The organism is Pseudofrankia sp. DC12 (assembly GCF_000966285.1).
GTDB lineage: Bacteria > Actinomycetota > Actinomycetes > Frankiales > Frankiaceae > Pseudofrankia.
Genome location: NZ_KQ031391.1, coordinates 5,498,846 through 5,522,493 on the forward strand (window position 1 = coordinate 5,498,846; position 23,648 = coordinate 5,522,493).

Annotated in this window: 18 protein-coding genes and 1 tRNA gene; 7 read left to right on the plus strand and 12 right to left on the minus strand. The window is 73.2% G+C overall.

All coding sequences use genetic code 11. The features are described from left to right. Positions 1–81: 81 nt before the first annotated feature. Positions 82–1,911, plus strand: coding sequence for a patatin-like phospholipase domain-containing protein (locus tag FRADC12_RS22135; RefSeq protein WP_045880030.1), 1,830 nt, complete (start codon positions 82–84; stop codon positions 1,909–1,911). 189 nt (positions 1,912–2,100) lie between these two features. Here FRADC12_RS22135 and FRADC12_RS22140 read toward each other — a convergent pair whose 3' ends face one another. Then, entirely contained in the window at positions 2,101–3,855 is a 1,755-nt protein-coding gene (locus FRADC12_RS22140; protein WP_045878078.1) for an N-acyl-D-amino-acid deacylase family protein, read from the minus strand. A 439-nt stretch (positions 3,856–4,294) separates the two neighbouring features. Between FRADC12_RS22140 and FRADC12_RS22145 the strand changes: the two genes are divergently transcribed. The 3 genes from FRADC12_RS22145 (at position 4,295) to FRADC12_RS22155 (ending at position 7,869) form a co-directional block, all read left to right on the plus strand. Then, positions 4,295–5,638 (plus strand): ABC transporter substrate-binding protein, encoded by a 1,344-nt coding sequence (locus FRADC12_RS22145; protein WP_232303963.1) that lies wholly within the window; start codon positions 4,295–4,297, stop codon positions 5,636–5,638. A gap of 112 nt (positions 5,639–5,750) precedes the next feature. Beyond that, positions 5,751–7,376, plus strand: coding sequence for an AMP-binding protein (locus FRADC12_RS22150; RefSeq protein ID WP_045880031.1), 1,626 nt, complete (start codon positions 5,751–5,753; stop codon positions 7,374–7,376). A 181-nt stretch (positions 7,377–7,557) separates the two neighbouring features. After that, entirely contained in the window at positions 7,558–7,869 is a 312-nt protein-coding gene (locus FRADC12_RS22155) for a putative quinol monooxygenase (protein ID WP_045878080.1), read from the plus strand. A gap of 30 nt (positions 7,870–7,899) precedes the next feature. Here FRADC12_RS22155 and FRADC12_RS22160 read toward each other — a convergent pair whose 3' ends face one another. Beyond that, a complete protein-coding gene (locus FRADC12_RS22160) occupies positions 7,900–8,424 on the minus strand; it encodes a hypothetical protein (RefSeq protein ID WP_045878081.1) in 525 nt (174 codons plus the stop codon). Positions 8,425–8,577: 153 nt separating this feature from the next. On the opposite strand from FRADC12_RS22160, the gene FRADC12_RS22165 reads away from it, so the two are divergent. Together FRADC12_RS22165 and FRADC12_RS22170 are read left to right on the plus strand one after the other, a co-directional pair. Continuing rightward, positions 8,578–9,153 carry a TerD family protein gene (locus FRADC12_RS22165; RefSeq protein WP_045878082.1) on the plus strand — a complete coding sequence of 192 codons (576 nt, stop codon included), beginning with the start codon at positions 8,578–8,580 and terminating at the stop codon, positions 9,151–9,153. 144 nt (positions 9,154–9,297) lie between these two features. Next, positions 9,298–9,576 carry a GlsB/YeaQ/YmgE family stress response membrane protein gene (locus FRADC12_RS22170; protein ID WP_045878083.1) on the plus strand — a complete coding sequence of 93 codons (279 nt, stop codon included), beginning with the start codon at positions 9,298–9,300 and terminating at the stop codon, positions 9,574–9,576. A gap of 138 nt (positions 9,577–9,714) precedes the next feature. On the opposite strand, the gene FRADC12_RS22175 is transcribed toward FRADC12_RS22170, so the two are convergent. The 3 genes from FRADC12_RS22175 to FRADC12_RS22185 all read right to left on the minus strand — a co-directional run bounded on the left by FRADC12_RS22175 (position 9,715) and on the right by FRADC12_RS22185 (position 13,638). After that, the gene (locus FRADC12_RS22175; protein ID WP_052711088.1) at positions 9,715–11,208 is read right to left on the minus strand and encodes a VWA domain-containing protein; all 1,494 of its coding nucleotides are present in this window, start codon (positions 11,206–11,208) and stop codon (positions 9,715–9,717) included. 147 nt (positions 11,209–11,355) lie between these two features. After that, positions 11,356–12,276, minus strand: coding sequence for a beta/alpha barrel domain-containing protein (locus FRADC12_RS22180; RefSeq protein ID WP_045878084.1), 921 nt, complete (start codon positions 12,274–12,276; stop codon positions 11,356–11,358). Between the two features lie 216 nt (positions 12,277–12,492). After that, positions 12,493–13,638 carry a neutral zinc metallopeptidase gene (locus tag FRADC12_RS22185; RefSeq protein ID WP_349305895.1) on the minus strand — a complete coding sequence of 382 codons (1,146 nt, stop codon included), beginning with the start codon at positions 13,636–13,638 and terminating at the stop codon, positions 12,493–12,495. Here FRADC12_RS22185 and FRADC12_RS22190 point away from each other — a divergent pair. Beyond that, the gene (locus FRADC12_RS22190) at positions 13,543–13,746 is read left to right on the plus strand and encodes a hypothetical protein (RefSeq protein ID WP_045878086.1); all 204 of its coding nucleotides are present in this window, start codon (positions 13,543–13,545) and stop codon (positions 13,744–13,746) included. The two genes, FRADC12_RS22185 and FRADC12_RS22190, sit on opposite strands and share 96 nt — an antisense overlap. 117 nt (positions 13,747–13,863) lie before the next feature. On the opposite strand, the gene FRADC12_RS22195 is transcribed toward FRADC12_RS22190, so the two are convergent. From FRADC12_RS22195 to FRADC12_RS22225, 7 genes are all read right to left on the minus strand, one after another. Beyond that, entirely contained in the window at positions 13,864–14,772 is a 909-nt protein-coding gene (locus FRADC12_RS22195) for a L,D-transpeptidase (protein ID WP_045878087.1), read from the minus strand. A gap of 200 nt (positions 14,773–14,972) precedes the next feature. Beyond that, entirely contained in the window at positions 14,973–17,606 is a 2,634-nt protein-coding gene (locus FRADC12_RS22200; protein WP_084011104.1) for a Tex family protein, read from the minus strand. Positions 17,607–17,996: 390 nt separating this feature from the next. Continuing rightward, positions 17,997–18,260, minus strand: a complete 264-nt coding sequence (locus tag FRADC12_RS22205) for a metallothionein (RefSeq protein WP_045878088.1) — start codon at positions 18,258–18,260, stop codon at positions 17,997–17,999. A 370-nt stretch (positions 18,261–18,630) separates the two neighbouring features. Continuing rightward, on the minus strand, positions 18,631–20,481 hold the full coding sequence (locus tag FRADC12_RS22210) for a class I SAM-dependent methyltransferase (RefSeq protein WP_045878089.1): 1,851 nt from the start codon (positions 20,479–20,481) through the stop codon (positions 18,631–18,633). A gap of 68 nt (positions 20,482–20,549) precedes the next feature. Further along, entirely contained in the window at positions 20,550–22,451 is a 1,902-nt protein-coding gene (locus tag FRADC12_RS22215) for a class I SAM-dependent methyltransferase (RefSeq protein ID WP_045878090.1), read from the minus strand. Further along, positions 22,451–23,257: a 4'-phosphopantetheinyl transferase family protein gene (locus FRADC12_RS22220; RefSeq protein ID WP_045878091.1), complete on the minus strand. Its 807-nt coding sequence runs from the start codon at positions 23,255–23,257 to the stop codon at positions 22,451–22,453. The genes FRADC12_RS22215 and FRADC12_RS22220 overlap by 1 nt, the downstream gene beginning before the upstream one ends. 212 nt (positions 23,258–23,469) lie before the next feature. Beyond that, a tRNA-Gly gene (locus FRADC12_RS22225) sits at positions 23,470–23,540 on the minus strand. Positions 23,541–23,648 lie beyond the last annotated feature (108 nt).

Here is a 23,648-nt window from a genome sequence, read left to right on the forward strand (position 1 = left end):
CGCGGCGCGGTCCGTTACCTTTGGTAGCTGATCGTCGGTTCTCGACCCAGCCCCCAGTCCCCGGCGGTCGTGGAGGCCGCCATGCCCGCCCAGCCGCCGTCCGGACCGCGCGAACAGTGTGACCTGATCATGCAGGGCGGCATCACCAGCGGCATCGTCTATCCCGCCGCCGTCGCCGAGCTGCACGAGCGCTACGACTTCCGTTCCATCGGCGGCGCGTCCGCCGGCGCGATCGGGGCCGCGCTCACCGCCGCCGCCCAGTTCGGCGACTACGCCCGGCGGCGCGAGCCGACCAGCCCCGGCGGGTTCGGCCCGCTGACCGAGGCGGCCGAGCAGGTCGCCGCGCCAGGCCTGCTCGTCGGTCTGTTCCAGCCCAGCCGGGCGGCCGGGTGGGCGTTCGGCCTGCTGTTCGGCCTGCAGCGGGCCGGCTCGTCCTGGCCGGCGCGGCTGCGGGTGCTGGGCGGCTGGGCCGCCCGGTACTTCGCCGCGCAGGTGCTGATCGCCGGCGGGATCTCGTTCGGCGCGATGGTCGGCGTCCTCTACGGCTTCGGCGGCAGCCTGGCCGGGCAGCGCTGGTACGGCTGGCTGGTGGTCGCGGTGGTCCTGCTCGTCACGTCGCTGCTCGGCCTGCTCGCGGCGGTCCTGGTGCGCGCCCTGCGGACCGTCCGCCGCCTGCCCGGCGACTTCTTCGGCGCCTGTTCCGGCATGCCGGCCGGGCGCGGCGAGCAGCCCGCGCTGACACCGTGGCTGCACGGTCAGATCCAGCGCTGCGCCGGCCGTGTCGACGGCGCGCCGCTGACGTTTCGCGACCTCGCCGGCGGCCGGCGGGCCGACGAGAAGATCGCGCTGGAGATGATGACGACGGACCTCAGCGCCGCGCAGCCGCTGAGCCTGCCGTTCGCCGAGGGGCAGTTCCTTTACTCACCCGGTGAGTTCGCCCGGCTCTTCCCGGGCGACGTGCTGGCGCACCTGGAGCAGGTCAGCACGCCGGTGCCGACACCGGAGGGCGTTCTCGGGCCGACCGACCTGCGGACGTTCCCCGGGCTGGACCTGCCGGTCATCGTCGGCACCCGGATGAGCCTGAGCTTCCCGGCCCTGATCTGCGCAGTGCCGTTGTGGGCCCAGGGCGTGGGCCGCACCGGCCCGGTCCGGCACTGGTTCTCCGACGGCGGGATCTCCAGCAACTTCCCGATGCACTTCTTCGACACCTGGCTGCCGACCCGGCCCACCTTCGGCCTCGACCTGGTCCCCACGCCCCGGGCCGCGGGCAAGCGTGAGCCGGTCCGCGAGCCCGGCGACCCCGTCGCGACGGCGACGGTCGCGCCGCCGGCGGCGCTGCGCACCGAGAAGCTGCGCAGAGTGGCCCAGATCGGCAGCTTCTTCGGGTTCCTCGGCCAGATCCTCGACACGACGCTGAACTGGCGGGACACCCTGCTCGCCGAACTGCCCGGCTTCTCCGACCGCATCCGCTCGATCCGCCTGCCCGAGGGCACCGGCGGCATCCAGCTGACGATGACGCCGGACCAGATCAACGCCCTGGCCGCCAGCGGCGCGGCCGCCGGCGAGAGTCTCCTCACCACGTTCGACTGGGACGAGCATCTGTTCGCCCGCTACACCCTGCTCATGCGCCAGCTCCAGCAGAACCTCGTCGGCGGCCGCAACGCGGACCCGAGCACAGTGGCGAAGGCGTTCACCCCCGAGCTCCAGCAGCTGCTCGCCAGTCTCGGCGAGGCGGCCGTGCCCGGCGACGGCGCGACGACCTACGACGCGCAGTGGGGCGTGTCCGCCCGCGACCGCACCCTCGCGCTGCTCGGGCTCGCGACCGGCTGGGCCGCGGCCCCGTCCCTGAGCTTCATCCAGGGCCCCGCACCCACCCCGCCCCCCGTCATGCGCATGCGTCCCAAGGTCTGAAGCCGAGGCGCCGACTGGCCTGCGCGGACGCCGATCATCCGGCAAGCGGCTACACCTTGATCGAGAACTGCGCAGGGGAAAGGCGGACAAACCGGGGCGTCACACGCCGTTTTGCCTGCACAACGAGTGATCAAGGCGTCTCGATGGGGCGTGAGACCGCCTTGATCGCTGGCTGCGCAGGGGAAAGCGCTACCTGGTCGGGACCGTGCCGGTGTCCCGGCCGGAGCGCAGCAGCGTGCCAGGGGTGGCGCCGGTCGCCCGGCCGTCGGTGACGATGCGGGTGCCGTTGACGAAGACCGCCTCAATGCCCACCGGCCCGGCGGTCAGCCGGGCGGCCCCGGCCGGCAGGTCGCGCACCAACCTGGCTGGTTCGCTGTCGACGGTCGCGGGATCGAAAACCACCAGGTCGGCGGCGTAGCCGGTGGCGACCATCCCGCGCCCGCGCAGGCCGAACGCGGCGGCCGGCTCGCCGGTCATCATCGCGACGGCCCGCTCCAACCCGACGAGCCTGCGGCCGCGCAGGCAGTCGCCGAGAAACCGGGTCGGGTAGGGGGCGCCGGCCATCCGGTCGAGGTGGGCACCCGCGTCCGAGCCGCCGAGCAGCACGTCCTCGTGCTCCCAGGTCCGCGCGCGCAGGGCCCAGGACTCGGGGTTGTCGTCCGTCGGCATCGGCCACAGGACGGTACGCAGGTCGTCGGCCGCGGTGATCTCGACCAGCGTGGCGAACGGGTCCTGGCCACGCTCGGCCGCGATGTCCGCGACGACCCGGCCGGACAAGCCCTCGTTCGCGGGGGAGTAGGTGTCCCCGATGACGTAGCGGCCGAAGCTCGTCAGCCGCAGCAGCACCCCGGCCGCCGGGTCGTGGGCCGCCGCCAGCAGCCGGGCCTGGACCGTCGGGTCGCGCAGAGCGTCGACCCGCGCCGGGGTCGGCAGCCGCATGACCTCGCCCCAGCCGGGGATCAGGTGCAGGGCGCAGAAGGTACCCAGGCTCATGTTCATCGGGACGAGCGTCGGCATGGTCAGCGCGATCACCCGGCCGCCCAGCTCGCGGGCCCGCCGGGACGCCTCCAGCTGGCGCGGCACCCGCAGCGGCGCCGCCGAGCCGATCGTGAGCACGTTCCAGTTCAGCGGCCGGCCGGCCGCGGCGGACAACTCGCCGAGCAGCTCGATCTCGTCGTCGCTGAACATGTCCAGGCAGCCCGGGACGATGCCCTCCAGGAACGTCCCCTCGTGCTCACCGACCGCCCGCGCCAGCGCCAGCAGCTCGTCCCGGCTGGCCCAGCGGGACGCGACCGGCTGGCCGTCGCCGTCGCTGTGCGTCCCGGAGAGGGTGGTGGACAGGCCCAGCGCCCCGGCGTCCAGCGCGGCGTGCAGGCCCGCGGCCATCGCGGCGACGGCGCCGTCGTCCGCCGCCGAGCCGATCGCCGCCGGGCCCATGACGTAGCGGCGCAGCGCGCAGTGCCCGAGCAGGAAGCCCGCGTTCACGGCAATCCGCCCGTCGAGCCCGTCGAGGTACTCGGCGAACGACTCCCAGCCCCAGGCGACGCCCGACTCCAGCGCCTCCAACGGCATCCCCTCGACTCTGGCCATCATCCGGCGCAGGTAGTCGGCCTCGTCGGGGCCGGGCCGCCCGTCACGCGGGCGCAGCGGGGCGAGCGTGAAACCGCAGTTGCCGCCCAGCACGGTCGTCACGCCGTGCTGGCTGGAGGGGCTGGCGCTGGGGTCCCACCAGAGCTGCGCGTCGTAGTGGGTGTGCACGTCGATGAAGCCGGGGCAGACGACCTTGCCGGCGGCGTCGACGGTCAGTGCCGCGTCGCCGGCCGGCAGGGTGCCGGGAGCGCCGACCGCCACGATCCGGCCGTCCCGCACGCCCACGTCCGCGGCGCGCGCCGGCGCCCCGGTCCCGTCGACGAGCTGCCCGCCCTGAACGACCAGATCGAGCATTGTCGCCTCCTCCCGCTCCAGGTCCGACAGTAGCCCGGTACCTGACGGGTCGTCAGGTTCTTCACCGCGCCGCCGCGGCGGCCGTGCGGACGGCCGGCCTGGCGCCCCGCCGCGTGCTGACGAGCGGCCAGGACTTCGCCAGATTCACTTTCGCCAAAGATGCAACCTGTTCTAGTCTGTGGCCGCGCTCGCGTCGCTACGACATCTGTCGTGACCGCCGCCGGCCCCGCGCGTCGGCGCCGCTCGCGGCTGTGGCTGGCGGATTGTCAACCGGACGGCGCACGTCCCGGCCGCCGCGCGACCGGTCCCGTGCCGACCGCAGGACTGACCACGGACGACGACCCCACGGAGAGGTCCGATGGCCCGCAGAAGCTCCCGCCCGTGTCTCGAGAGGCCGCGACCGCGCCTCGGCGCCCGCCGCGGCCTGGTCCGGTTGCCGGTGCTCGCGGCAGCCAGCGCGCTGCTGCTCGTCGTCGTGGGCTGCACCAGGTCCACGAACGAGACCGAGACCGGTGGTGGCGACGCCGTCGGGTCACCCACCGCCGCGGCGCCGGCCACGGCCGGCGCAGGCGACTTCGGTACCGAGAAGGGCATCTGCGGCCCGGGCTCCGCCCGCACCGCGACCGGCCGCGGCGTGACCGCGTCGTCGATCACGATCGGCACCATGGGCGACCCGGGCAGCACCGTCACCCCGGGCCTGGGGCAGGAGTTCTTCGACGTCGCCGACGCCTTCGCCGCCTGGTGCAACAAGGCTGGCGGCATCAACGGGCGCAAGATCGTGGTCAAAAGGCACGACGCCAAGCTCACCGACGTCGCGGCCCGCACCCTCGACGCCTGCCAGACCGACTTCATGCTGGTCGGCGGCGGCAACGTCCTCGACGCGCCCGGCGTGCGGCCGAGGATCGACTGCAAGCTCGGCGCGGTCCCGGCCTACGGCGTGTCGCCACAGTCGCTGAACGCCCCGCTTCAGCTGCGGGCGGCGCCGAACACCGCGAACCGCTACCCGGTCGCCGGGTTCCTCGCGATGGCCCGGATGTTCCCCGACGCGATGAACGCGATCGGCATCAGCGGCAGCTCGCTCGCGGACATCCGCCCGCAGGGCCTGCGGCTGCAGGAGGCGCTCACCCAGCTCGGCTACAAGGTGACCGACTACCAGGAGCCGCCGGCGCTGGTGACGAACTGGCGCCCGTACGTCGAGGAGCTCAAGGGCAAGGGAGTCCAGGGCTACGAGGCGATCGGCGTCCAGGACCTGACCCCGGTGGTCACGGCGATGAACGACGTCGGCCTGAACCTCAAGTACATGATCATTGAGAACCAGCTCTACGACCCAAAGACCATCGCGGGCGCGAAGAGCACGAAGTTCCCGCCGACGTGGCTGGTCATGGACCATCTGCCGTTCGAGCTGGCCGCGCAGAGCCCGGTCACCCAGGAGGCGGTCGATCTCGTCCACGCGACGGTCCCGAACGCGAAACTAACCGCCTTCACCGCGCTCGCGCTGAGCTCCTGGGTGCTGTGGGCCAAGTCGGCGACGGCATGCGGCGACACCCTGACCGTCGACTGCGTCCTCGCGAAGGCGGGCACGCAGACCGCGTGGACCGCCGGCGGCCTCTACCCGAAGATCGACCTCAGGCCAGGTGAGCAGGAGGTCTCGCACTGCTACCTGCTGATGAAGGTCACGCCGACCGGCTTCGTCTACGACAAGACCGCGACGGCGCCCAACCAGGGCTTCTTCAACTGCTCCGACAACAACGTCGTCACGCTCGCCAACCCGTTCACGACATGACCGCGGCCCCCCAGACCCGGGCCGCGGACGACCGCACGGGAGTGGCGTGGTGAGCGGCGAGACGGCGGGAGCGTTACCCGGGGCGGCGAGCCGGCCGGTCAACTTCGCGGACATGCCGGAGCTGGTCGCCGACGCGGTACCCGACCGGCTCGCGCCGCCGCAGGCCGGCGACCTGTACCGCCCGTCCTTCCTGCCGGATCTGCTGATCGCCGCGCTCGGGCGCAACCCCGACCGACCAGCGGTCTACATCGGCGACGTCGCGCTCACCGCCGCCGAGGTCGCCGCCGAGATCAGCCGGTACGCGCAGGCATACGCGTCGGTCGGCCTGCGGGTCGGCAGCCGGACCGCGATGCTGTCGCCGAACCGGCCCGAGGTGCTGTTCGCGATGGGCGCGAACATGATCACCGGCTGCCGTTCAACCTCGCTGCACCCGCTCGGCTCGCTTGACGACCACGTCTACGTCCTCACCGACGCCGAGGTCGAGACGCTCGTCGTGGACGAGAAGTTCGCCGAGCGGGCGGCCGAGTACGTCCGCCGGGTGCCGACCCTGCGCCAGGTGGTCACCTTCGGGTCGACCGATCTCGGCCCCAACCTGCTGGAGCTCGCCGCCAGGTTCGGCCCGAAGCCGCTGAAGGCGCCGGATGTCGGCCCCGACGACGTCGGCGGCCTCACCTACACCGGTGGCACGACTGGCAAGCCCAAGGGCGTCATGGGCACCTACCGTGGCGCCGCCGCCATGACGAACATCCAGCTCACCGAGTGGCAGTGGCCCGACGAGCCGCGGTTCCTGATGTGCACCCCGCTCAGCCACGCGGGGGCCGCCTTCTTCATCCCGGTGCTGCTGCGCGGCGGCTGCCTGGTCGTGCTGCCCGGCTTCGACCCCGGCCTGGTGATCGAGGCCATCGAGAAATACAAGATCAACTCGACCATGCTGGTACCGACGATGATCTACGTGCTGCTCGACCACCCGAAGCTCGCGACCACCGATGTCTCCAGCCTGAAGACGATCTACTACGGTGCCGCCGCGATGGCGCCGGCCCGGCTCGTCGAGGCGATCGGCCGGTTCGGCCCGATCTTCTTCCAGTACTACGGCCAGTCCGAGTCGCCGATGACGATCACCGTGCTGCGCAAGGAGGAGCACGACCTCTCCCGGCCCGAGCGGCTGGCCAGCTGCGGCCGGCCGGTGCCGTGGGTGCGGGTCGCGCTGCTCGACGAGGACGGCAACGAGGTCCCCGACGGCGAGCCGGGGGAGATCTGCGTGCGAGGCCCGCTGAACTGCGGCGGCTACTGGAAGCTGCCCGAGCAGACGGCCGAGCTGTTCCGGCACGGCTGGCTGCACACCGGTGACATCGCCCGGCGCGACGCCGAGGGGTTCCTCTACATCGTCGACCGCAAGAAGGACATGGTGATCTCCGGCGGGTTCAACATCTTCCCGCGTGAGGTCGAGGACGTGCTCGCCACTCACCCGGCGGTGGCCGCCGCGGCCGTCATCGGCGTGCCGGACGAGAAGTGGGGCGAGGCCGTGAAGGCCGTCGTCGTGCGCCGCCCCGGCGTCACCACCCCCGAGGACGTGCTCACCGGCGAGCTGACCGCGCTGGTCCGGGACCGCAAGGGTTCCCACCACGCGCCGAAGACCGTCGACTACGCCGACTCCATCCCGGTAAGCCCGCTGGGCAAGCCCGACAAGAAGGCCCTACGCGCCCGGTACTGGTCAGACACGACCCGCCAGGTGAACTGACCCGGCCCTCACCGTGGTGCGCGGGCGGCTGGGCCGGGCGACGCGGCCAAAGGGCGTGCGCCGGCTAGCTGCCCACGTAAGGATCTGAGAAACGGGCGCCGCGAGCGGCCCCGACGTCCGCCCGCCGGTCCATCCGCCCCTGTTGGACAGCGGTTCCACGCAACTGTGGTGAGGAGTAGCCATGCCCGTCATCGTCGCGACCATGACCCCGAAGCCGGACCAGGTCGACGAGGTCCGCGCGATCCTGGTGGACCTCATCCCCGAGATGCACCAGGAACCGGGCTGCAAGCTGTACTCGTTGCACGAGGCCCCCGGCAAGTTCGTCTTCGTCGAAGAGTGGGCCGACGACGCCGCGATGGCCGCGCATGGCGCCGGTCCCGCGATCGGCAAGATGTTCAGCGCGTTGGACGGCCGTCTCGACGGCCCGCCCGATCTCGTCTTCCTCACCCCCGTTCCCGCCGGTGACCCGGCCCTGGGCCAGCTGCGCCCCTGAGCGGCTTCGGCTGATCCCGCGCGCACACTCCTACCGCTCGGGGCGGCGAAGCGGCGCGCGGAGCCGGCGGACGCCATAGGTCCTGGCGTACCGCGGATGGTCGCCGAAGCGCCGCAGCGGCCACAGCGCGTTGGTCCCGTCGGTCACGCTCGCGTGCAGGAGCAGGTGGTCGCCGCCGGCTCGGCTGCCGGTGTGAATGGCCACGTGGTTGACCGCGAAATCGCGGAAGTTGAGCAGCTCACCGTCCCGGAAACGCGGCACGAACTCGTCCGGCGGCACCGGCGGGTCGGCGGCCCCGAACCAGACGAGGTCGCCGGCCCGGGGCTCGGCCTGGCCGGGGACCGGCTCGAAATGCGTGCGGTCGCGGAACATCTCCAGCGACCGCAGCGAAGCGGGCAGCCGGTGGCCGAACAGGTCCGCGATCACCAGGTGTGCGAGCGCGACACAGTTCAGCCCGTCACGCAGGGCCTCGGCGCGGCTGGTGACCTCGGTCGGCCCCCGCGACCAGGCATACCGGAAGGCCGGGTCGAGGTAGGCCAGGAGCTCGTCGTCCATGCTGGGTCACCTCCTGGCCGATCCGACCGGGATCCGGGGCAGTGGACCCGCCGCCGCTCCGGATGGAGTTGTTCGTCCCGTCCCGGATTCCAGCCGGGTGTGGTTCGCTTGTCAGACCGGTTTCCCTGCTCCGAGGCCACAGGAGGCAACGTCGTGACCGTCGACGTGACGAAGGGTCGCAGCGTCGCGCTCAGTAAGGATGGCGGCCTTACCAGGGTGACTGTCGGCCTCGGCTGGGACCCGGCGCCCCGGGGCGCCGAGGAGGACTTCGACCTCGACGCGAGCGTACTCGCGCTGGGCGCGGACGATCTGATCATCTCACCGTCGTACTTCGTCTTCTTCAACAACCTGGCCAGCCCCCGCAACGAGATCGTCCATCTGGGCGACAGCCTGACCGGCGAGGGCAGCGGCGACGACGAGCAGATCGAGGTGCACCTCGACGGCCTGTCGACGTCGGTCGTCCGGATCGTCTTCGCGGTGACGATCCACAACGCCGACTACCGGCACCAGAGCTTCGGCGACGTGCGCAACGCCTTCATCCGGGTCGCCGACAGCGGCCACGGGCTTGAGCTGGCCCGTTACAACCTCTCGACCGACGCGGCCACCGAGACCTCCATGCTGTTCGGCGAGCTCTACCGGGCCGACGGTGGCTGGCGGTTCCGGGCGCTCGGCCAGGGCAGGACCGACGGTCTGGCCGGCATCGCCCGGCAGTTCGGCTTCGCCGTCTGAGCGACGCGCAGGCGTGTTCCGGGCCGGACGGCGCCCGATGGTTCGTCTGCCTGTCCCGTACGCGTCTTCGTGGGACGGTTTGGGGGCAATGACGGGTGGTACACACCGGATGATCTCCTGTTCCCCTAGCTGGGAGGCATTCCAGTGCTACTCGTCATCATCTCCTGGATCGTGCTCGGCCTGATCGCCGGCGCCGTCGCCCGCCTGCTGGTTCCGGGCCCGGACCCGATGAGCATCCCGATGACGGCGCTGCTCGGCATCGGCGGCTCGTTCGTCGGCGGTTTCCTCGGTTACGTCCTGTTCCACAAGGACCTGGGCGAGGGCGCGCTGCAGCCGTCCGGCATCCTCGGGTCGATCATCGGTGCGATCGTGCTGCTGCTGGTCTACCGTGCCGTCGGCGGCCGCCGTCGCGTGCGGCGCTGATGGTGCGCCGCCCCCGGCGCGCCGAGGACGCGGGCGCGGCCTCACCCTGGTGAGACCGGCGCCCGCGTCCCTCATGAACCGCCCCCGCGGCCGGGGGAGTCGCGAGCCCAGGCCGGCCCACGACCGGCGGAAGGCGGGTCAGACCGGGATGCCGGCGGCGCGCGCCGCACGCAGCCAGGCCGGGAACTCCGACAGCAGCCGCTGGTAGAGCACCGCGTCGTCGATCTCGTCGAGGTCGTCCACGGCGAAGAAGCCGGCGTTGTCGACCACCCGCCCGGACAGCGTGTCGAGCTTCTCCAGAATCCCGTACTGCGCCTTGCCGACACCGACGAACTGCCAGAAGATCGGCAGCTTCGACGCCTGCCGCAGCAGGTCCGCGATCATCCGGTCTCGATACAGGCCGCCGTCGGTGAGCACCAGCACCAGGGCTGGCGGCGGGGCGGGCATCCGGCCGAAATGGTCGATGATGGCCGCGATGACCTTCTGCTCCTCGTTCTGGCCGCCGATGCCCTCCCAGTTCGGGATCGGCCAGCCGGCGCGCCGGGCGGCCTCCTCACGAGCGAGCGTCGCCTCCGCGCCGCCCTGGCCGGTGGTCGCCTTCCGCTGCCGCACGTACAGCGGAATCCAGTCGGCCAGGTAGTCGACCCGCAGCGGCGGCAGCGCCAGGGCCTCGGTCGCGTACGACCAGACGTCCAGGGTGCCGTCGTCGTCCATGGTCGCGGCGACGGCCGCGATCCGCTCGACGACCCGGCCCACCGTGCCCCGTTTGTACAGCGGGCGCATCGACCCGGACGCGTCGAGGGCGAGCGCGACCCGCGCCTGCTTGCCGCTCAGGCCCTGCTTGGTCAGCACCACCTTCACGGCCTGCTTGCGCAGGTCCAGGCGCTTCCGCATGTCGATCTTCGGGTCGCCGGTGGGCGGGAGGTCGGAGGCCTTGGCCAGGGCGGGTACGGCGGCGGGCGCCGGGGGCGCCGGGGCCTGACGCGTCTGGGCGGGTGCCTCGGCGGGCCCGCGGCCCGTGAATCCAGGCGCCGGACCGACCACGGGACGGGGCGCGGGAGCCGTCGCCACGGCGGGTGGCGTGACATCCTCGTCGCCGCCGACATCCACGCCGTAGTCGGTGGCGAGGCCGGCGAGGCCCGAGGCGTAGCCCTGGCCGACGGCCCGCACCTTCCAGGCGTCGCCGCGCCGGTAGAGCTCGACGACGACCAGCGCCTTCTCCGGCCCCAGCGGCGGCGGGGCGAAGCTGGCGAGTTCCTGGCCGGTGGACAGGTCCTTCACCGTGGCCCGCACGTCGAGGCCGCCGAAGGTCAGCTGCGGGGTGACCACGTCGATCGTCGCCGTCACGACGATCGCCTGGACATCCGCGGGCTGGCGGGCCGGGTCGATCGTGACGACCTCGGCCTGGCCGTCGGGTGCGCGCCCGATGTGGCGGACCGTGCCGTCCGGGCTGCTCGGCGCGTTGAAGAAGACCAGGTCCGCGTCCTCGCGGACCTTGCCGTTCGACCCAAGCCGCAGCGCGCAGACGTCGAGTGACGTCTGTGATCCGGCGGCGCCGGCCGTCCGCCAGCCCACGGTGATCTCGACAGGTCGATCCCCAAGCGCGGTGTTCGCGCCTTTTGTCAGCTCCACGCGCCGTAGTATGGCGCGCCTTCGCCGCCGGCCGCGTAACTGGCGCCGTACGCGCGGCCAGGCGTTTCGCCACGGCCCGCGGCAGGCCGGACGGGAGCCGACCCGGCCAGGACCAACGTCAACGGCGGTGCGGCCGCCGCCGATCTCTCAGGCGTCCGCCAGCGTCTCGGCCCACTCGGCGGCGATGGCGCCGAAGACGGACGGGTCGCCGTCGTGGTTCCAGTACGCCGTCGCGACCTGGACGGCGGTCGCACCCGCCCGCAGGAAGTCGGCGACGTCGCGGCCGGTCGTCACCCCGCCGGCGCCGACGATCTCCACCGGCGCGGGCAGCAGCCGGCGCAGCTGGCGGACCTGGCCGAGCGCGACCGGGCGCAGCGCCGGCCCGGCGAGGCCGGCCAGCTCGACCCCGATCACCGGCCGGCCGGCGTCGTCGAACGCGAGCCCGTTCGGGAAGGTGTTGGTCGCGCAGACGTAGCCCGGGCCACCGCCGGCCGCGACCGCTGTGGCGAGCACCCCGGCGAGCCCGGCGAGTGCCTCCGGGTCCGAGAACGGCGAGATCTTCACGCCGTACGGGACGCGCGTCGGGGCGTCGCGCAAAACCGCGTCGACCGCCGCGAGAATCGCCGCGGTCTGGCCCTCGTCGAAGCAGGCGATCCGTTTCTGGGTGCCACCGTCCCAGACGTTCGGGCAGGCGAGGTTGAGCTCGAGCAGGTCCACGCCCGTCGGGGCCGTGGCGGCCGCGGCGCGCGCGTAGTCGTCCACGCCGAAGCCGGCCACGCTCAGGATGAGCGGCTTGCCCGCGTCGTGGGCCGACCGGGCCATCGCAGGGAGCTGCTCGACGTAGTACTCGAGCCCGCGGTTGGGCAGGCCGAGGGCGTTCAGCGAGAAGCCGTCGCCGGCGTGGTAGGTCGCGCCGGAGTTGCCGGTGCGCGCGGCGACGGTGATCGAGCCGACGACGATCGCCGCCGCCGCCGACCGGGCGAGGTCACGGACGTCGTCGAGTGACTTGCAGGTCCCGGCCGCGTTCATCACGGGGTGCTCGAGCTCGGTCCCGCACAGCAGCGGCATGCCGTCCCCTTCCCGCCGGGCCCGCGCGGCCGGCGTCGCCAACCCCATCTTGCCTGGCGGGGCAGGCCGGGATGTCAGGCAGGCCGACACCCCGGGCCTGACAGTTGAGGCGGCGCGGAAGACGCCGCGGGCCGGCGGCGTGGCTGGGCGTCCAGGCCGCCGGCCCGCGCGGCCGGACGAAAAGGAGGTACGACGAAACGGGTGACGGAGCGTGGGTCAGCCGAGCAGGCCGGTCAGCGGGACTGAGCCGGTCTGGGACTGGCCGAGCGCGAAGCACTTCTTGACGTCGTGCGTGTACCCGGTGATGAAGGCGGCCGCACGCTGGTCCGGCGTGCCGTGGGCGTCCGGGTCGGACGGCGACTCCTTGTGGAACCAGCTGTCGCCCAGGCTGAAGAAGAGCACCGAGCCCTTGGCCACGTCGACGCCGGGCAGCCGCTTGGCGTCGTGGGTGAACTTCGCCTCCGTGCCGGCGAGGCAGTCGGCCTGGTTCTCCTCCGAGCGGGACACGACCCCGACCCGGTTGGTCAGCCGGGTCACCCGGTGGCCGAGCTCGTGCATGAGCACGAACATCGGGTAGGACGGGCCGCCCTGCTTGTAGAGGCGCGCCATGAAGTCCTGGCTGTACGCGACGGTGTCGTCGAGCCGGCAGTAGAACGCGTTGCCCTTGAAGTCGTCGGCGTTCTTGTCCTGCGCACCGCACTGGTCGGCGGGGATCTCGCCGTCGCGGTAGACGATGAACCGCGGGGTGGTCCAGACACTGCCCAGCTGCTGTGACCAGAACGTGTTCACCCCGCCGGGGCAGCCGACCGCCCCGGTGATGACCTTGAGCGCGTCAGCCTCGGTCGTGGCGGGGCCACCGCAGGAGGGGTCGGCCGTCGTGCCGCCGGTGGAGGCTGGCGACGTCGTCGAGGCGACGGTGGTGGAGTCGACCGGGTTGCAGCCGGTAAGCATTCCCACGGACAACGCCACCGAAACAGAGATAGCGGCCAATGCCGCCCATTTCGTTCGCACGCCGCGACCGTACTCGTTCCTGCCCCGGGCCGAACCGGCCCCGTCGGCACGGCGACAGTCTGCCGTCGTACCGGTGTCGTGCCCTGACCGGGCGCTATCTGGTCTGCGGCGGAGCGGCGCGGGCCCCGGTGAGGGGACGACGCGAGGCAAGAACCGGGGGATGCCAGACTCATGCGGGATCGGGGGTGTAGGACGGTCGATTGTGGGTAATTTTCGGCCTGAACCCAACACGGGGTTTTTCTCACAGGAGAACCGGTGGCCGAAACGCGTACCTACCAGAGGACGACCGTCGCTGCGCTTATCTACTTCGTCGTCGGCGTGATCATCACGGTGAACCAGGGCTACTGGCACCCGGACCGCTGGGACGGTCACTTCCTGGCGAGCCTGCTGACCGCGATTGTCGCGAGCCTCCTCTGGCCGCTCGCGCTCTTCTACACGTTCATCCTGACCAGCACCTGACACTCACCGCTCTCGCTGGGCGGTCCGTCCGAAATCCCACTCGTCCACCTGGCCAGGATGACGCGGATATTTAGGGACGGACCGGCCCCGGTCTCCTGGATCCGTTCGTTCGACCGGTCAGCTGATGGTGACCGGTGTGCCTACCGGTAGCAGGTCCGCCAGCGCGGTGATGTCGGCGTTACGCAGCCGAATACATCCCATGCTGACATCCGTGCCGACCCGGTCGGGCTGGTTCGTGCCGTGCAGGCCGATGATGCCATTGCCGCCGTGGAAGTCCGTGATGACGTCAGAAAAGCCGGACAGCCCGAACGCATAAGGCCCGTAAGCGCCGGCCGGGTCCGCCGGTTTCAGCAACTCGGCCAGGTAGAAATGCCCGAGCGGAGTCGGCGTCGTACCGGTGCCGATGCCGACCGGATAGACGCCCGCACGCTTGCCGTCCTTGAAGACGGTGAGCTCGTGGCGTGCCTTGTCGACGGTGAGCGCGAACGGGGTCGCCGTCAGGCGGACATCCTTGGTCCGAATCCAGCCGGCCGTCCCGTTCGGGCGCACCGGCAGCGATACCTGTAGCCAGTCCGGCTGGTAGCGAGTGACCAGCAGTACCAGCGGGGCGCCCTCGGCGTTCGGGTTGGCAAGCGTGCTCGTCGGCTGGTCGGCGGCACGGCCGATCGGCGCGATGGCCGGCGGCTGCGGGGCCGTCCCGGCGGCGTCCGGCGCCGGCGCCGACTGGCCGAAGACCGGCACGGTGCCGAGCGCCGGCCACGCGACCAGACTCCACCCCGCCGGAAGGTGGGCCGGATCGAGGCCGGCCGGACGCGGCTTCGCCACGGGTCGGGTCGTGCTGGCCGAGACGCTCGGCTTCGTCCCGGCCGGCGGTGGATGGCCGCCGCCGCAGCCAGCCAGGGCGACGGCAATGGCCAGGCTGGCCGCGGCCGTCCCCGGGAAGGCCCTGGTTGACCCTCGGGCGGCCGCGCCGGTCGCCTTCGCCTCGTCCAGTCGGCTCGCCGTCGTTCGGTCGCGCCCGCGCACCTGTCCGCCCCCCGCCCGCCCCTCGCCGTCCGCCGCAGCCGGAAGGTTACTGGCTGTAGCAGCCGACGAGTGGCGGCGGTGGGGTTCGAGCGGGAACCGAGCGGACACGGCCACCCGTCCGCCTCGCGCGGGTATGGATGCTCCGGCCGCCGTGGCGGACCGGCCGCGGCGGAGTCAGCCCAGGCCGGTCCGTCGCGGGCCTACTTCCCGGTGCGGGGCACGCCGTTCTCGTCGACCAGACCGGCGCGCCGCAGCGCGTCGGCGATCGCACCGTTCGGCGGGGCGGACCGCCCGCCGCGCTGCCCGCCGGACCGGCCGCCGGCGCCACGCGGGCCGCCACCCCGCCCGTCGCGAGCATCGCCGCGGCCGCCGCCATCCCGGCGCGGGCCGCGGCCGTCGCCGCCCCGAGCCTCCCGGCCACTATCGCGGGCGCCGGCCTGACCGCCGCTGCTCGCCTGGCCGCCACCCGGCCGGCCGCCGCCGGCCTGGCTGGCGCCGCTCGGGCCGCCACCCGGCTGGCCGCCGCTGCGCGGGCCCGACCGTGGCGCGCGCCCCTCGCGGCCGCCACCGCCGCCACCGCCGCCACCACCGGCGCCGGCGGCATCGTCGTCGAGGCGCAGCGTCAGGGAGATGCGCTTGCGGGGGACATCGACGTCGAGGACCTTGACCTTGACGATGTCGCCCGGCTTCGCGACCTCGCGAGGGTCGCGCACGAAGGTCTTGGACATCGCCGACACGTGCACCAGGCCGTCCTGGTGGACGCCGACGTCCACGAAGGCGCCGAACGCGGCGACGTTGGTGACGACGCCCTCCAGCACCATGCCGGCGACCAGGTCGACGATCTCGTTCACCCCGTCGGCGAAGGTGGCCGTCTTGAAGGCCGGCCGTGGGTCGCGCCCGGGCTTCTCCAGCTCGGCGAGGATGTCGGTCACCGTCGGCAGGCCGAAGGTGCCATCGACGAAGTCGGTCGCCTTCACCGCCCGCAGCGCGCTGGAGTTGCCGATCAGCCCGCGGATGTCGCTGCTCGTCGCGGTCAATATGCGGCGCACCACCGGATACGACTCGGGGTGCACCGACGAGGCGTCGAGCGGGTCGTCGCCGCCGGGGATGCGCAGGAAGCCGGCGCACTGCTCGAACGCCTTCGGGCCGAGCCGGGGGACCTCGCGCAGCGCGGTCCTGGTCCGGAACGGTCCCATCGCGTCCCGGTGCGCGACGATGTTCTCGGCGAGAGTCGCCCCGATCCCGGACACCCGGGTCAGCAGCGGTGCCGACGCGGTGTTCACGTCGACGCCGACGGCGTTCACCGCGTCCTCGACGACCGCGTCCAGCGACCGGGAGAGCTTCAGCTCGCTCAGGTCGTGCTGGTACTGGCCGACGCCGATCGACTTCGGGTCGATCTTCACGAGCTCGGCGAGCGGGTCCTGCAGGCGCCGCGCGATCGAGACCGCGCCGCGCAGCGAGACGTCCATGCCGGGCAGTTCTTTGGACGCGAAGGCGCTGGCCGAGTAGACCGATGCCCCCGCCTCGGAGACGACGATCTTGGTGAGCTTCAGCTCGGCCGCCCCGCGGACCAGTTCCTCGGCGAGCTTGTCGGTCTCCCGGGACGCGGTGCCGTTGCCGATCGCGATCAGCTCGACCTGGTGCGCCGCGCACAGCTTGTGCAGCTTCACCAGGGCCTCGTCCCAGCGGCGCGCCGGCACGTGCGGGTAGATCGTGTCGGTCGCCACGACCTTCCCGGTGGCGTCGACGACGGCGACCTTGACGCCGGTCCGGTAGCCCGGGTCGAGCCCCATCGTGGCGCGGCTGCCGGCGGGCGCGGCCAGCAGCAGGTCGCGCAGGTTCGTGGCGAAGACCCGGACGGCCTCGTCCTCGGCGGCCTGGAACAGGCGCAGCCGCAGGTCGATGCCGAGGTGGACCAGGATGCGGGTCCGCCAGGCCCAGCGGACCGTGTCGCCCAGCCACCGGTCGGCCGGTCGGCCAGAGTTGGTGACGTTGAACCGGGCGGCGATCGCCGTCTCGTAGCCCGACGGCACCACCGGGGCGGTCGGGTCCGCGTCCTCGGGCTCCGGGTCGAGATCCAGGTCGAGGACCTCCTCCTTCTCGCCGCGCAGCAGCGCGAGTACGCGGTGCGACGGCAGCGAGGTGAACGGCTCGTCGAAGGCGAAGTAGTCGGCGAACTTGGCGCCGGCCTCCTCCCTGCCCTCTCGAACCTTGGAGACCAGCCGGCCGCGGCCCCACATCCGCTCGCGCAGCTCGCCGATCAGGTCGGCGTCCTCGGCGAAGCGCTCCACGAGGATCGACCGGGCGCCGTCGAGGGCCGCCGCGGCGTCCGCGACGCCCTTCTCGGCGTCGACGTAGCCGGCCGCCATGGCCGTCGGGTCCAGCGTCGGGTCAGCCAGCAGCGCGTCGGCCAGCGGCTCCAGGCCCGCCTCCCGGGCGATCTGGGCCTTCGTGCGCCGCTTCGGCTTGTAGGGGAGGTAGATGTCCTCCAGCCGGGCCTTCGAGTCGGCGGTGTTGATCTGCGCCTCAAGCGCGTCGTCGAGCTTGCCCTGGGAGCGGATCGACTCCAGGATGGCGGCCCGGCGCTCCTCCAGCTCCCGCAGGTAGCGCAGCCGCTCCTCCAGCGTGCGCAGCTGCGTGTCGTCGAGGGTGCCGGTCACCTCCTTGCGGTAGCGCGCGATGAACGGGACGGTCGAGCCGCCGTCGAGCAGGCCGACGGCCGCCACGACCTGTGTCTCGCGCACCCCGAGCTCGTCGGCGATCCGGCCCTCAATGGACCTCCCGGCAGCCGCTGTTGGCAGTGCGGCAACCTGGACGGTGGACGTCGTCGTCACAGCTTGATCTCCTCCGGTCCCTCCCGATTATGGCGATCGGCCAGAGACGGCGCTTCGCGCCTCTGGCCGATCCGCCTGGTTCGGGCGCTGAGCGCCCTCCCTTGGGTGGTTCTGGGGTGGGGAGAAGTACGGAGGCTGGCGCTGGTCCAGGGTCGGGATCTGGGGCGCGTCGCGCTGGGGACGGAGCCTGGGTCGCGTTGCGGCTGGGAGCGGGAGCTACGCCCGCCGGGCCTGCGGAGGGAGCTGTCCGGGCCTCCGCCGGATGGCGTCGGCGCTTACCCGGGGCCGGGCTCCGGGGTGTGTTGTGGCCAAGGAGATGAGAATCATGGTTGGATGCCGTCGTGCGTTGTTCTCGTGGAGATCGGACGTCCGGGGCCGGTGGCCTGGGCGTCAGGCCTGGGCGAGGCGGCCGGTGTCGGCGTGGTCGCGGATCAGGGTGGGGTCGATGCCCTTGCCGCGGGCGCAGTGGGCGCAGCAGAAGAAGTGGCCGTCGGCCTCGACGCCGTGGCCGCTGATCTTCACGCCGCAGTGCTCGCAGACCGGGCTCATCGCATGGATGGCGCATTCGAAGCTGTCGAAGACGTGCACGGCGCCCTGAGCGTGCACCTCGAAGCTCATCGCGTAGTCGTTTCCGCAGACCTCGCACGTGGCCACCGCCGCGCCTCCTTCGCCGGCCGGGTCCCCGCCACCAGGGCGGAGAGCTGTCGGCTACGGACGGTAACAGCCCGCCCGCCGGCCTGCTACCCGGCGGCCGGCGAAGCACCCGACCGAGGACAGGCGTCCCCGCCCGAACAGCCGATGCGCGACCAGTGAAACGCAACCCAGGACCCGACCTTGGACAGGCGCCTCCGCCCGAACAGCCGATGCGCGACCAGTGAAACGCAACCCAGGACCCGACCCTGGACAGGCGCCCACCTCCGCACTCCTCCTCACCCCAGAACCACCTAGGTGAGGGCGCCCAGCGCCCGAACCGGTGGAGCGGCCAGAGGCGCGAAGCGCCGTCTCTGGCCGCTCCACCCTCGGATCACGGGAGGCGGGCGAGGATTCGGTAGGCGTTCGCGCGGTCGCCTCGGGTCAGGAACGGGCGGCTCGCCGCCTCGGCGGCCGCGGCCACCGGCATCAGCGGCGCGAGGGCCGCGAACGCCGCCGCCCGCCGGGCGTAGCCCAGCACCGGGCGGCGAACGTCGCGCCAGGGCAGGTCGGGCGACGGCCCGAGCCGCTGGAACACCCCCCACCACGCGAGCGGCGCGTCACCGGAGATGTGGACCTGACCGAACTCCACGTCCTCGACGACGAAGCCGCGCGCCGCCAGCGCCTCGACGAGGTTGTCCGCCGGCAGCAGGTTCAGGTGCTGGGGGATCAGCAGGCCGGAGGCCAGCGGCCCGTAGGCGCGGAACGTCACGCTGTCCGGGTTCGGCACCTCGATGAGCAGATGGCCGCCCGGGCGCAGCGCGACCGCGGCGGCGTCGAGCTCGGCGCGCGGGTCGCCGGTGTGCTCCAGGTAGTGGAACATGCTGACCACGTCGTAGCGGCCGGCGAGCGACGGGGCGAGCTCGGGGAACTGGCCCAGGTAGGCGTTCTCGACCCAGCCGCGGCGGCCGGCCTCCTGGATCCCGTCGCCCAGGTCCAGGCCGTCGAACACGGTGCTCGGCCAGACATCCCGCGCCAGCAGGCAGAAATGCCCGTGGCCCGCGCCGACGTCGAGCCAGGTCCGTGGCGTCGGTGGCACTGACCGGGCCCGGGCCGGGTGCGCGCCGGGGCCGAATCCCAGCACCCGCTCCATCGACTCCCGGCCGAGGCCGCCGTAGAAGTCGCGGTAGTAGAAGTCGAGGCCGTCAGGCGTCAGCCGCGGGTTCTGGAAGACGTGCCGGCAGTCGGCGCACCGGTCGTAGCGGAACCGGCCCGGCTTCACCTGCATCGTGTCGACGCCGACCGTCATCCGGCGCAGCCGGGACCCGCCGCACCACGGGCACGTGGCCCGGGGATCCTCCAGGAACCGCTCGACCCCGGCAGCGAGATCGGCCCGGTAGGCCGCGCGGGCCGCCTCGAGGCGCGCGTCGTCGTCGGTCGTGTAGGCCAGCGGTAACGACACCCGCCAGCGGCCGAGCTGCCTGGCGGCCCGGGCCGGGACCAGGTCGGCGAGCAGCTCGGCGACGCCGCGACGGCGGACCAGCGGCGCGGCCAGCAGGTCAGCCCGGTCCAGCCGGACCGGCCCCCCGGCGGCGACCGCCGCCGGCTGCAGCCAGCTGAGCGCCGCCGCGGCCAGCGTCCAGCCGGGCGCCGCGCGCGCTCCCGTGGCGAGCAGCGCGTCGCGCACGGCCGGGGCGACCAGGCTCGTCGGCTCCCACTCGTGGGCGGCGCGCCGGACGGCGAACCGCTCGGCCCCGGTCCTGGGCACACCGCGCAGCCCCGGCAGGACCGCGAGGGCCGTGGTCGTCGGCGCGTGGCGCTTGAGCACGGCGGTGATCGCGACCAGGTCGGTCTCGCTGAGGTCCTTCGGGTCCAGCGCGGTGCGGGCGAGAATCTCCCGGTCGACCAGCAGCGCCTGGTAGGCGCCCCGGCCTGGGGTGAGCCGGTTGGCCTGGTAGCGCGTGGTGTCCACCAGCCGGGCCAGGTCGAGGAGGCGGTCCGGGGTCAGCTGCTCGGGCACCAGGTCCAGCACGTCCAGACCGTGCCGGCGGGCGTGGGCGCTCGCCGCGCGCCGCTGGGCGGCGTCGAGGTGGACACCGTCGGCGACGAGGAAGACGTGCGCGTGGTGCACCGGCTCGTCGGACGGCTCGATGGCCGGCAGCGCGGACAACCGGCGCCGCAGCCGGGCTGTGTTGAGGCCGACCCCGGCGGCCACGGCCGCCGACATCCAGGTCCGACGGTTCATGGAACCTCCAGGGAGCGACTCGGTGCGGTCCGGGGCCGGCCGGGCCCGGGATCCAGCGTCGGGAGGCGTCACGGCAGCCGGGCCAGTACCCGGTAGGCGTTCGACCGCCGCCCCCCGGTCAGGTACGGCCGGGCGGCCGCGTCGGCGAGGACCAAGGCCGGGAACAACGGCCCGAGCGCGGCCAGCGTCGCCATCCGCCGGGCCTGCCCGCCGGGCGAGCCGGACTGGGTTCGCCAGGGCAGGTCCAGCGAGGGGGCGAGCCGCTGGCACAGTGCCCACCAGGCATACATCCCGTCGCCGTCCAGGTGGGCCCGGCCGAACTCGACGTGCTCGACCCGCAGGCCGCGCGAGGTCAGCACGTCGACCAGGTTGTCCGCCGGGACCAGGTGCAGGTGCTGCGGAGCGAGCCAGCCCGACCACAGCGGCCCGTAGGCGCGGGCCGAGAGGCTCTCGGGGTTGGGCACCTCGACGAGCAGGTGGCCGCCCGGGCGCAGCGCGGTGATCGCGGCGTCCAGGTCCGCGCGCGGGTCACGGGTGTGCTCCAGGTAGTGGAACATGCTGACCACGTCGTAGCGGCCGGCGAGCGTCGGGGCCAGCTCGGGGAGCTGGCCGGCGTAGGCGCGGTCGATCCAGCCCCGCCGGGCCCCCTCCGCCAGTGCCTCGCCCTGGTCCAGGCCGTCGAAGACGGTGGTCGGCCACACATCGCGGGCCATCAGGCAGAAGTGGCCCATGCCGGTGCCGACGTCCAGCCAGTTCCGCGGCGTCGGGGGCACCGACCGGGCGCGGGCGAGGTAGCCCGCCCGGCCGGCGTCGCCGATCACCTCCATGATCGGTGCGCCCAGGCCGTCGTAGAAGTCCCGGTAATAGAAGTCCAGGCCCTCGTCGGTGGGGGACGGGTTCTGGAAGACGTGCCGGCAGTCGGCGCAGCGGTCGTAGCGGAAGCGGCCGGGCTTGGCCAGCGTCGCGTCGAAGGCGTCGGTGACCTTGCTCAGCCGGGCGCCGCCGCACCAGGGACAGGTCGGCCGCGGTTGGGCGAGGAAACGTTCGACTCCTCCCGCGAGCTCGGCCTGGTAGAGCGCGCGCAGCTCGGCGGCGTGCTCGGCGTCGTCGGCGGGGAACGCGTGCGGGCGCGAGAAGCCCCAGCGGGCGAGGGGGCCCGGGTCGTCCTGGGCCAGCTCGGCCGGCGTCCGCACCCGGGCGCTCCGCGCCGCGGCGGCGCCCAGGGCGGACACGTCGGCGACGAACTCGGCGGCGGCCCGCCGGCGCAGCAGTGGCGCTGTGAGCGCGTCGGCGGGGCGCAGCCGGACCGGCCCTCCGGCTGCGGCCGCCACCGGCTGAAGCCAGCTCGCGGCGGCCGCTGCCAGCGTCCAGCGCGGCGCGGGGGCCACCGAGCGCAGCAGCGCCAGGTCCCGCAGCATCGGGCCGAGCGGGCGCGCCGGGTCCCACCGGGAGGTCGCCTGCCGGACGGCCAGCCGCTGCTGGCCCGTCCTGGGTGCGGCGCGCAGCCCGGGCAGCACCGCGAGACCGGTGGTCGTCGGCGCGTACCGCTTGAGCGTCGCGGTGACCGCGACCAGGCCGACCTCGGTGACCTCCTTGGGGCGCAGCCCGGCCCGGGCCAACACGTCCCGGTCGATCAGCAGTGCCTGGTAGGCGCCGCGGCCGGCGGCCAGCCGGTCGGTCCGGTAGTGGGCCGGGCCTACCAGCCGCGCGAGGTCGAGCAGCCTGTCGGGGCTCAGCTCGTCGGGCACCAGGTCCAGGACGTCGAGGCCGTGGCGCAGGGCGTACGCGCTCGCGGCCCGCTGTTGGGCGTCATCGAGCCGGACGCCGTCGGCCGCCAGGAAGACGTGCTTGTGGTGGACCCGGTCGTCCGAGGGCTCGATCACCGGCAACGCGGCCAGCCGGCGGCGCAGCCGAGCCGTGTTGATCACAATCCCGGCGGCCAGCGCCGCCGGCAGCACGCCTCGGTTCATCAGACACCGTCTCCGTCCACCCGGTCATCCGGACTGATCGCGACCACGGCGAGGATCAGGCCCGCGGTCACCAGGTACCGGCCGCGTAGCAAGGTCAGCCGTTGCCCGTCCGGCAGGACCGGACCCGCCACCAGCAGCTTCGCGGTGAACGACCCGGTCCGTCGCGCGGTGCCCCCGGGACGCGCCGCGTCGCCCGTGGGCCTGTCGCCCGGCGGACCGCCGTCGGCCGGTCTGCCGGTGGCCGGGCCGTCGTCGAGTGTGACCAGCGCCTCCTCGAAGCCCAGCCAGCCGCCGGCCAGCGGGAACCAGGTCTTGTAGACGGACTCCTTGGCGCAGAACAACAGGCGGTCCCAGTGCACCTCGGGCTCGGCTCGCGCGGCGGCGCGGACCCAGGAACTCTCGGCCGGCAGGGAGATCCGCTCGAAGACCCCGTCCGGCGTCGGCCCGTTCGGTTCCGCGTCGATCCCGAGGGACAGCACGTGCTCGGCCCGGGCGGCGGCGGCGGCCCGGTACCCCTCGCAGTGGGTGATGCTGCCGACGACACCGGCGGGCCACAGGGGCTCCCGGTTCGGGCCCGCGAGCAGCGGCGTTGGTGCGATCCCGAGACGAGCCATCGCCCGTCGTGCGCATACCCGGCCGGCGGTGAACTCCCGGCGTCGCTTCGGCACGGCCCGCGCGATCAGCGCCTCCTCGGGGGGGAAGAGCTCCGACTCCGACTCGTCGACGCGGGTCTCGGCCGCGACGGCCTTCGCCGGCACAAGGCCGGCCAGCAGGCCCGCGGCTGCCCCCACTCCCACTTCCGGCATACCGCCAAGCTTCGCATCGTCGGCGACAAGCCTCCGGACCGGTCGCGCCACTGGATGTCACCACGGGGCCGGACCGAGCGCGGGCGGGGAGAAGATGACCAGACTGAAGGTCGGCCCACGGGTGCGACGCGCCTGAGGGGCGAGGCGGGGAGTGGCACGCAGGGCTGGTCCGACGGCGCCGTCGGACGCGGAAACCGCTGTGTCGCAATGAGAGCGGGTGACCGGGATCGAACCGGCATGGCCAGCTTGGAAGGCTGGGGCTCTGCCATTGAGCTACACCCGCGCAGTGATCGCGCCGAAGTTTACCCCAGCGGCGAGGCCCCGCCGCCCGTCGGCCCAGCCTTTGGTCCGACGTTGTGGTCGCTGATCAGGGCGAGACCGGCACCGTCAC

Bases quoted from the DNA above. Each gene is read 5' to 3' on its own strand.
- FRADC12_RS22135 (WP_045880030.1), top strand. From the start codon at position 82: ATGCCCGCCCAGCCGCCGTCCGGACCGCGCGAACAGTGTGACCTGATC.
- FRADC12_RS22140 (WP_045878078.1), bottom strand. From the start codon at position 3,855: ATGCTCGATCTGGTCGTTCAGGGCGGGCAGCTCGTCGACGGGACCGGG.
- FRADC12_RS22150 (WP_045880031.1), top strand. From the start codon at position 5,751: ATGCCGGAGCTGGTCGCCGACGCGGTACCCGACCGGCTCGCGCCGCCG.
- FRADC12_RS22155 (WP_045878080.1), top strand. From the start codon at position 7,558: ATGCCCGTCATCGTCGCGACCATGACCCCGAAGCCGGACCAGGTCGAC.
- FRADC12_RS22160 (WP_045878081.1), bottom strand. From the start codon at position 8,424: ATGGACGACGAGCTCCTGGCCTACCTCGACCCGGCCTTCCGGTATGCC.
- FRADC12_RS22180 (WP_045878084.1), bottom strand. From the start codon at position 12,276: ATGCCGCTGCTGTGCGGGACCGAGCTCGAGCACCCCGTGATGAACGCG.
- FRADC12_RS22210 (WP_045878089.1), bottom strand. From the start codon at position 20,481: ATGAACCGTCGGACCTGGATGTCGGCGGCCGTGGCCGCCGGGGTCGGC.
- FRADC12_RS22215 (WP_045878090.1), bottom strand. From the start codon at position 22,451: ATGAACCGAGGCGTGCTGCCGGCGGCGCTGGCCGCCGGGATTGTGATC.
- FRADC12_RS22220 (WP_045878091.1), bottom strand. From the start codon at position 23,257: ATGCCGGAAGTGGGAGTGGGGGCAGCCGCGGGCCTGCTGGCCGGCCTT.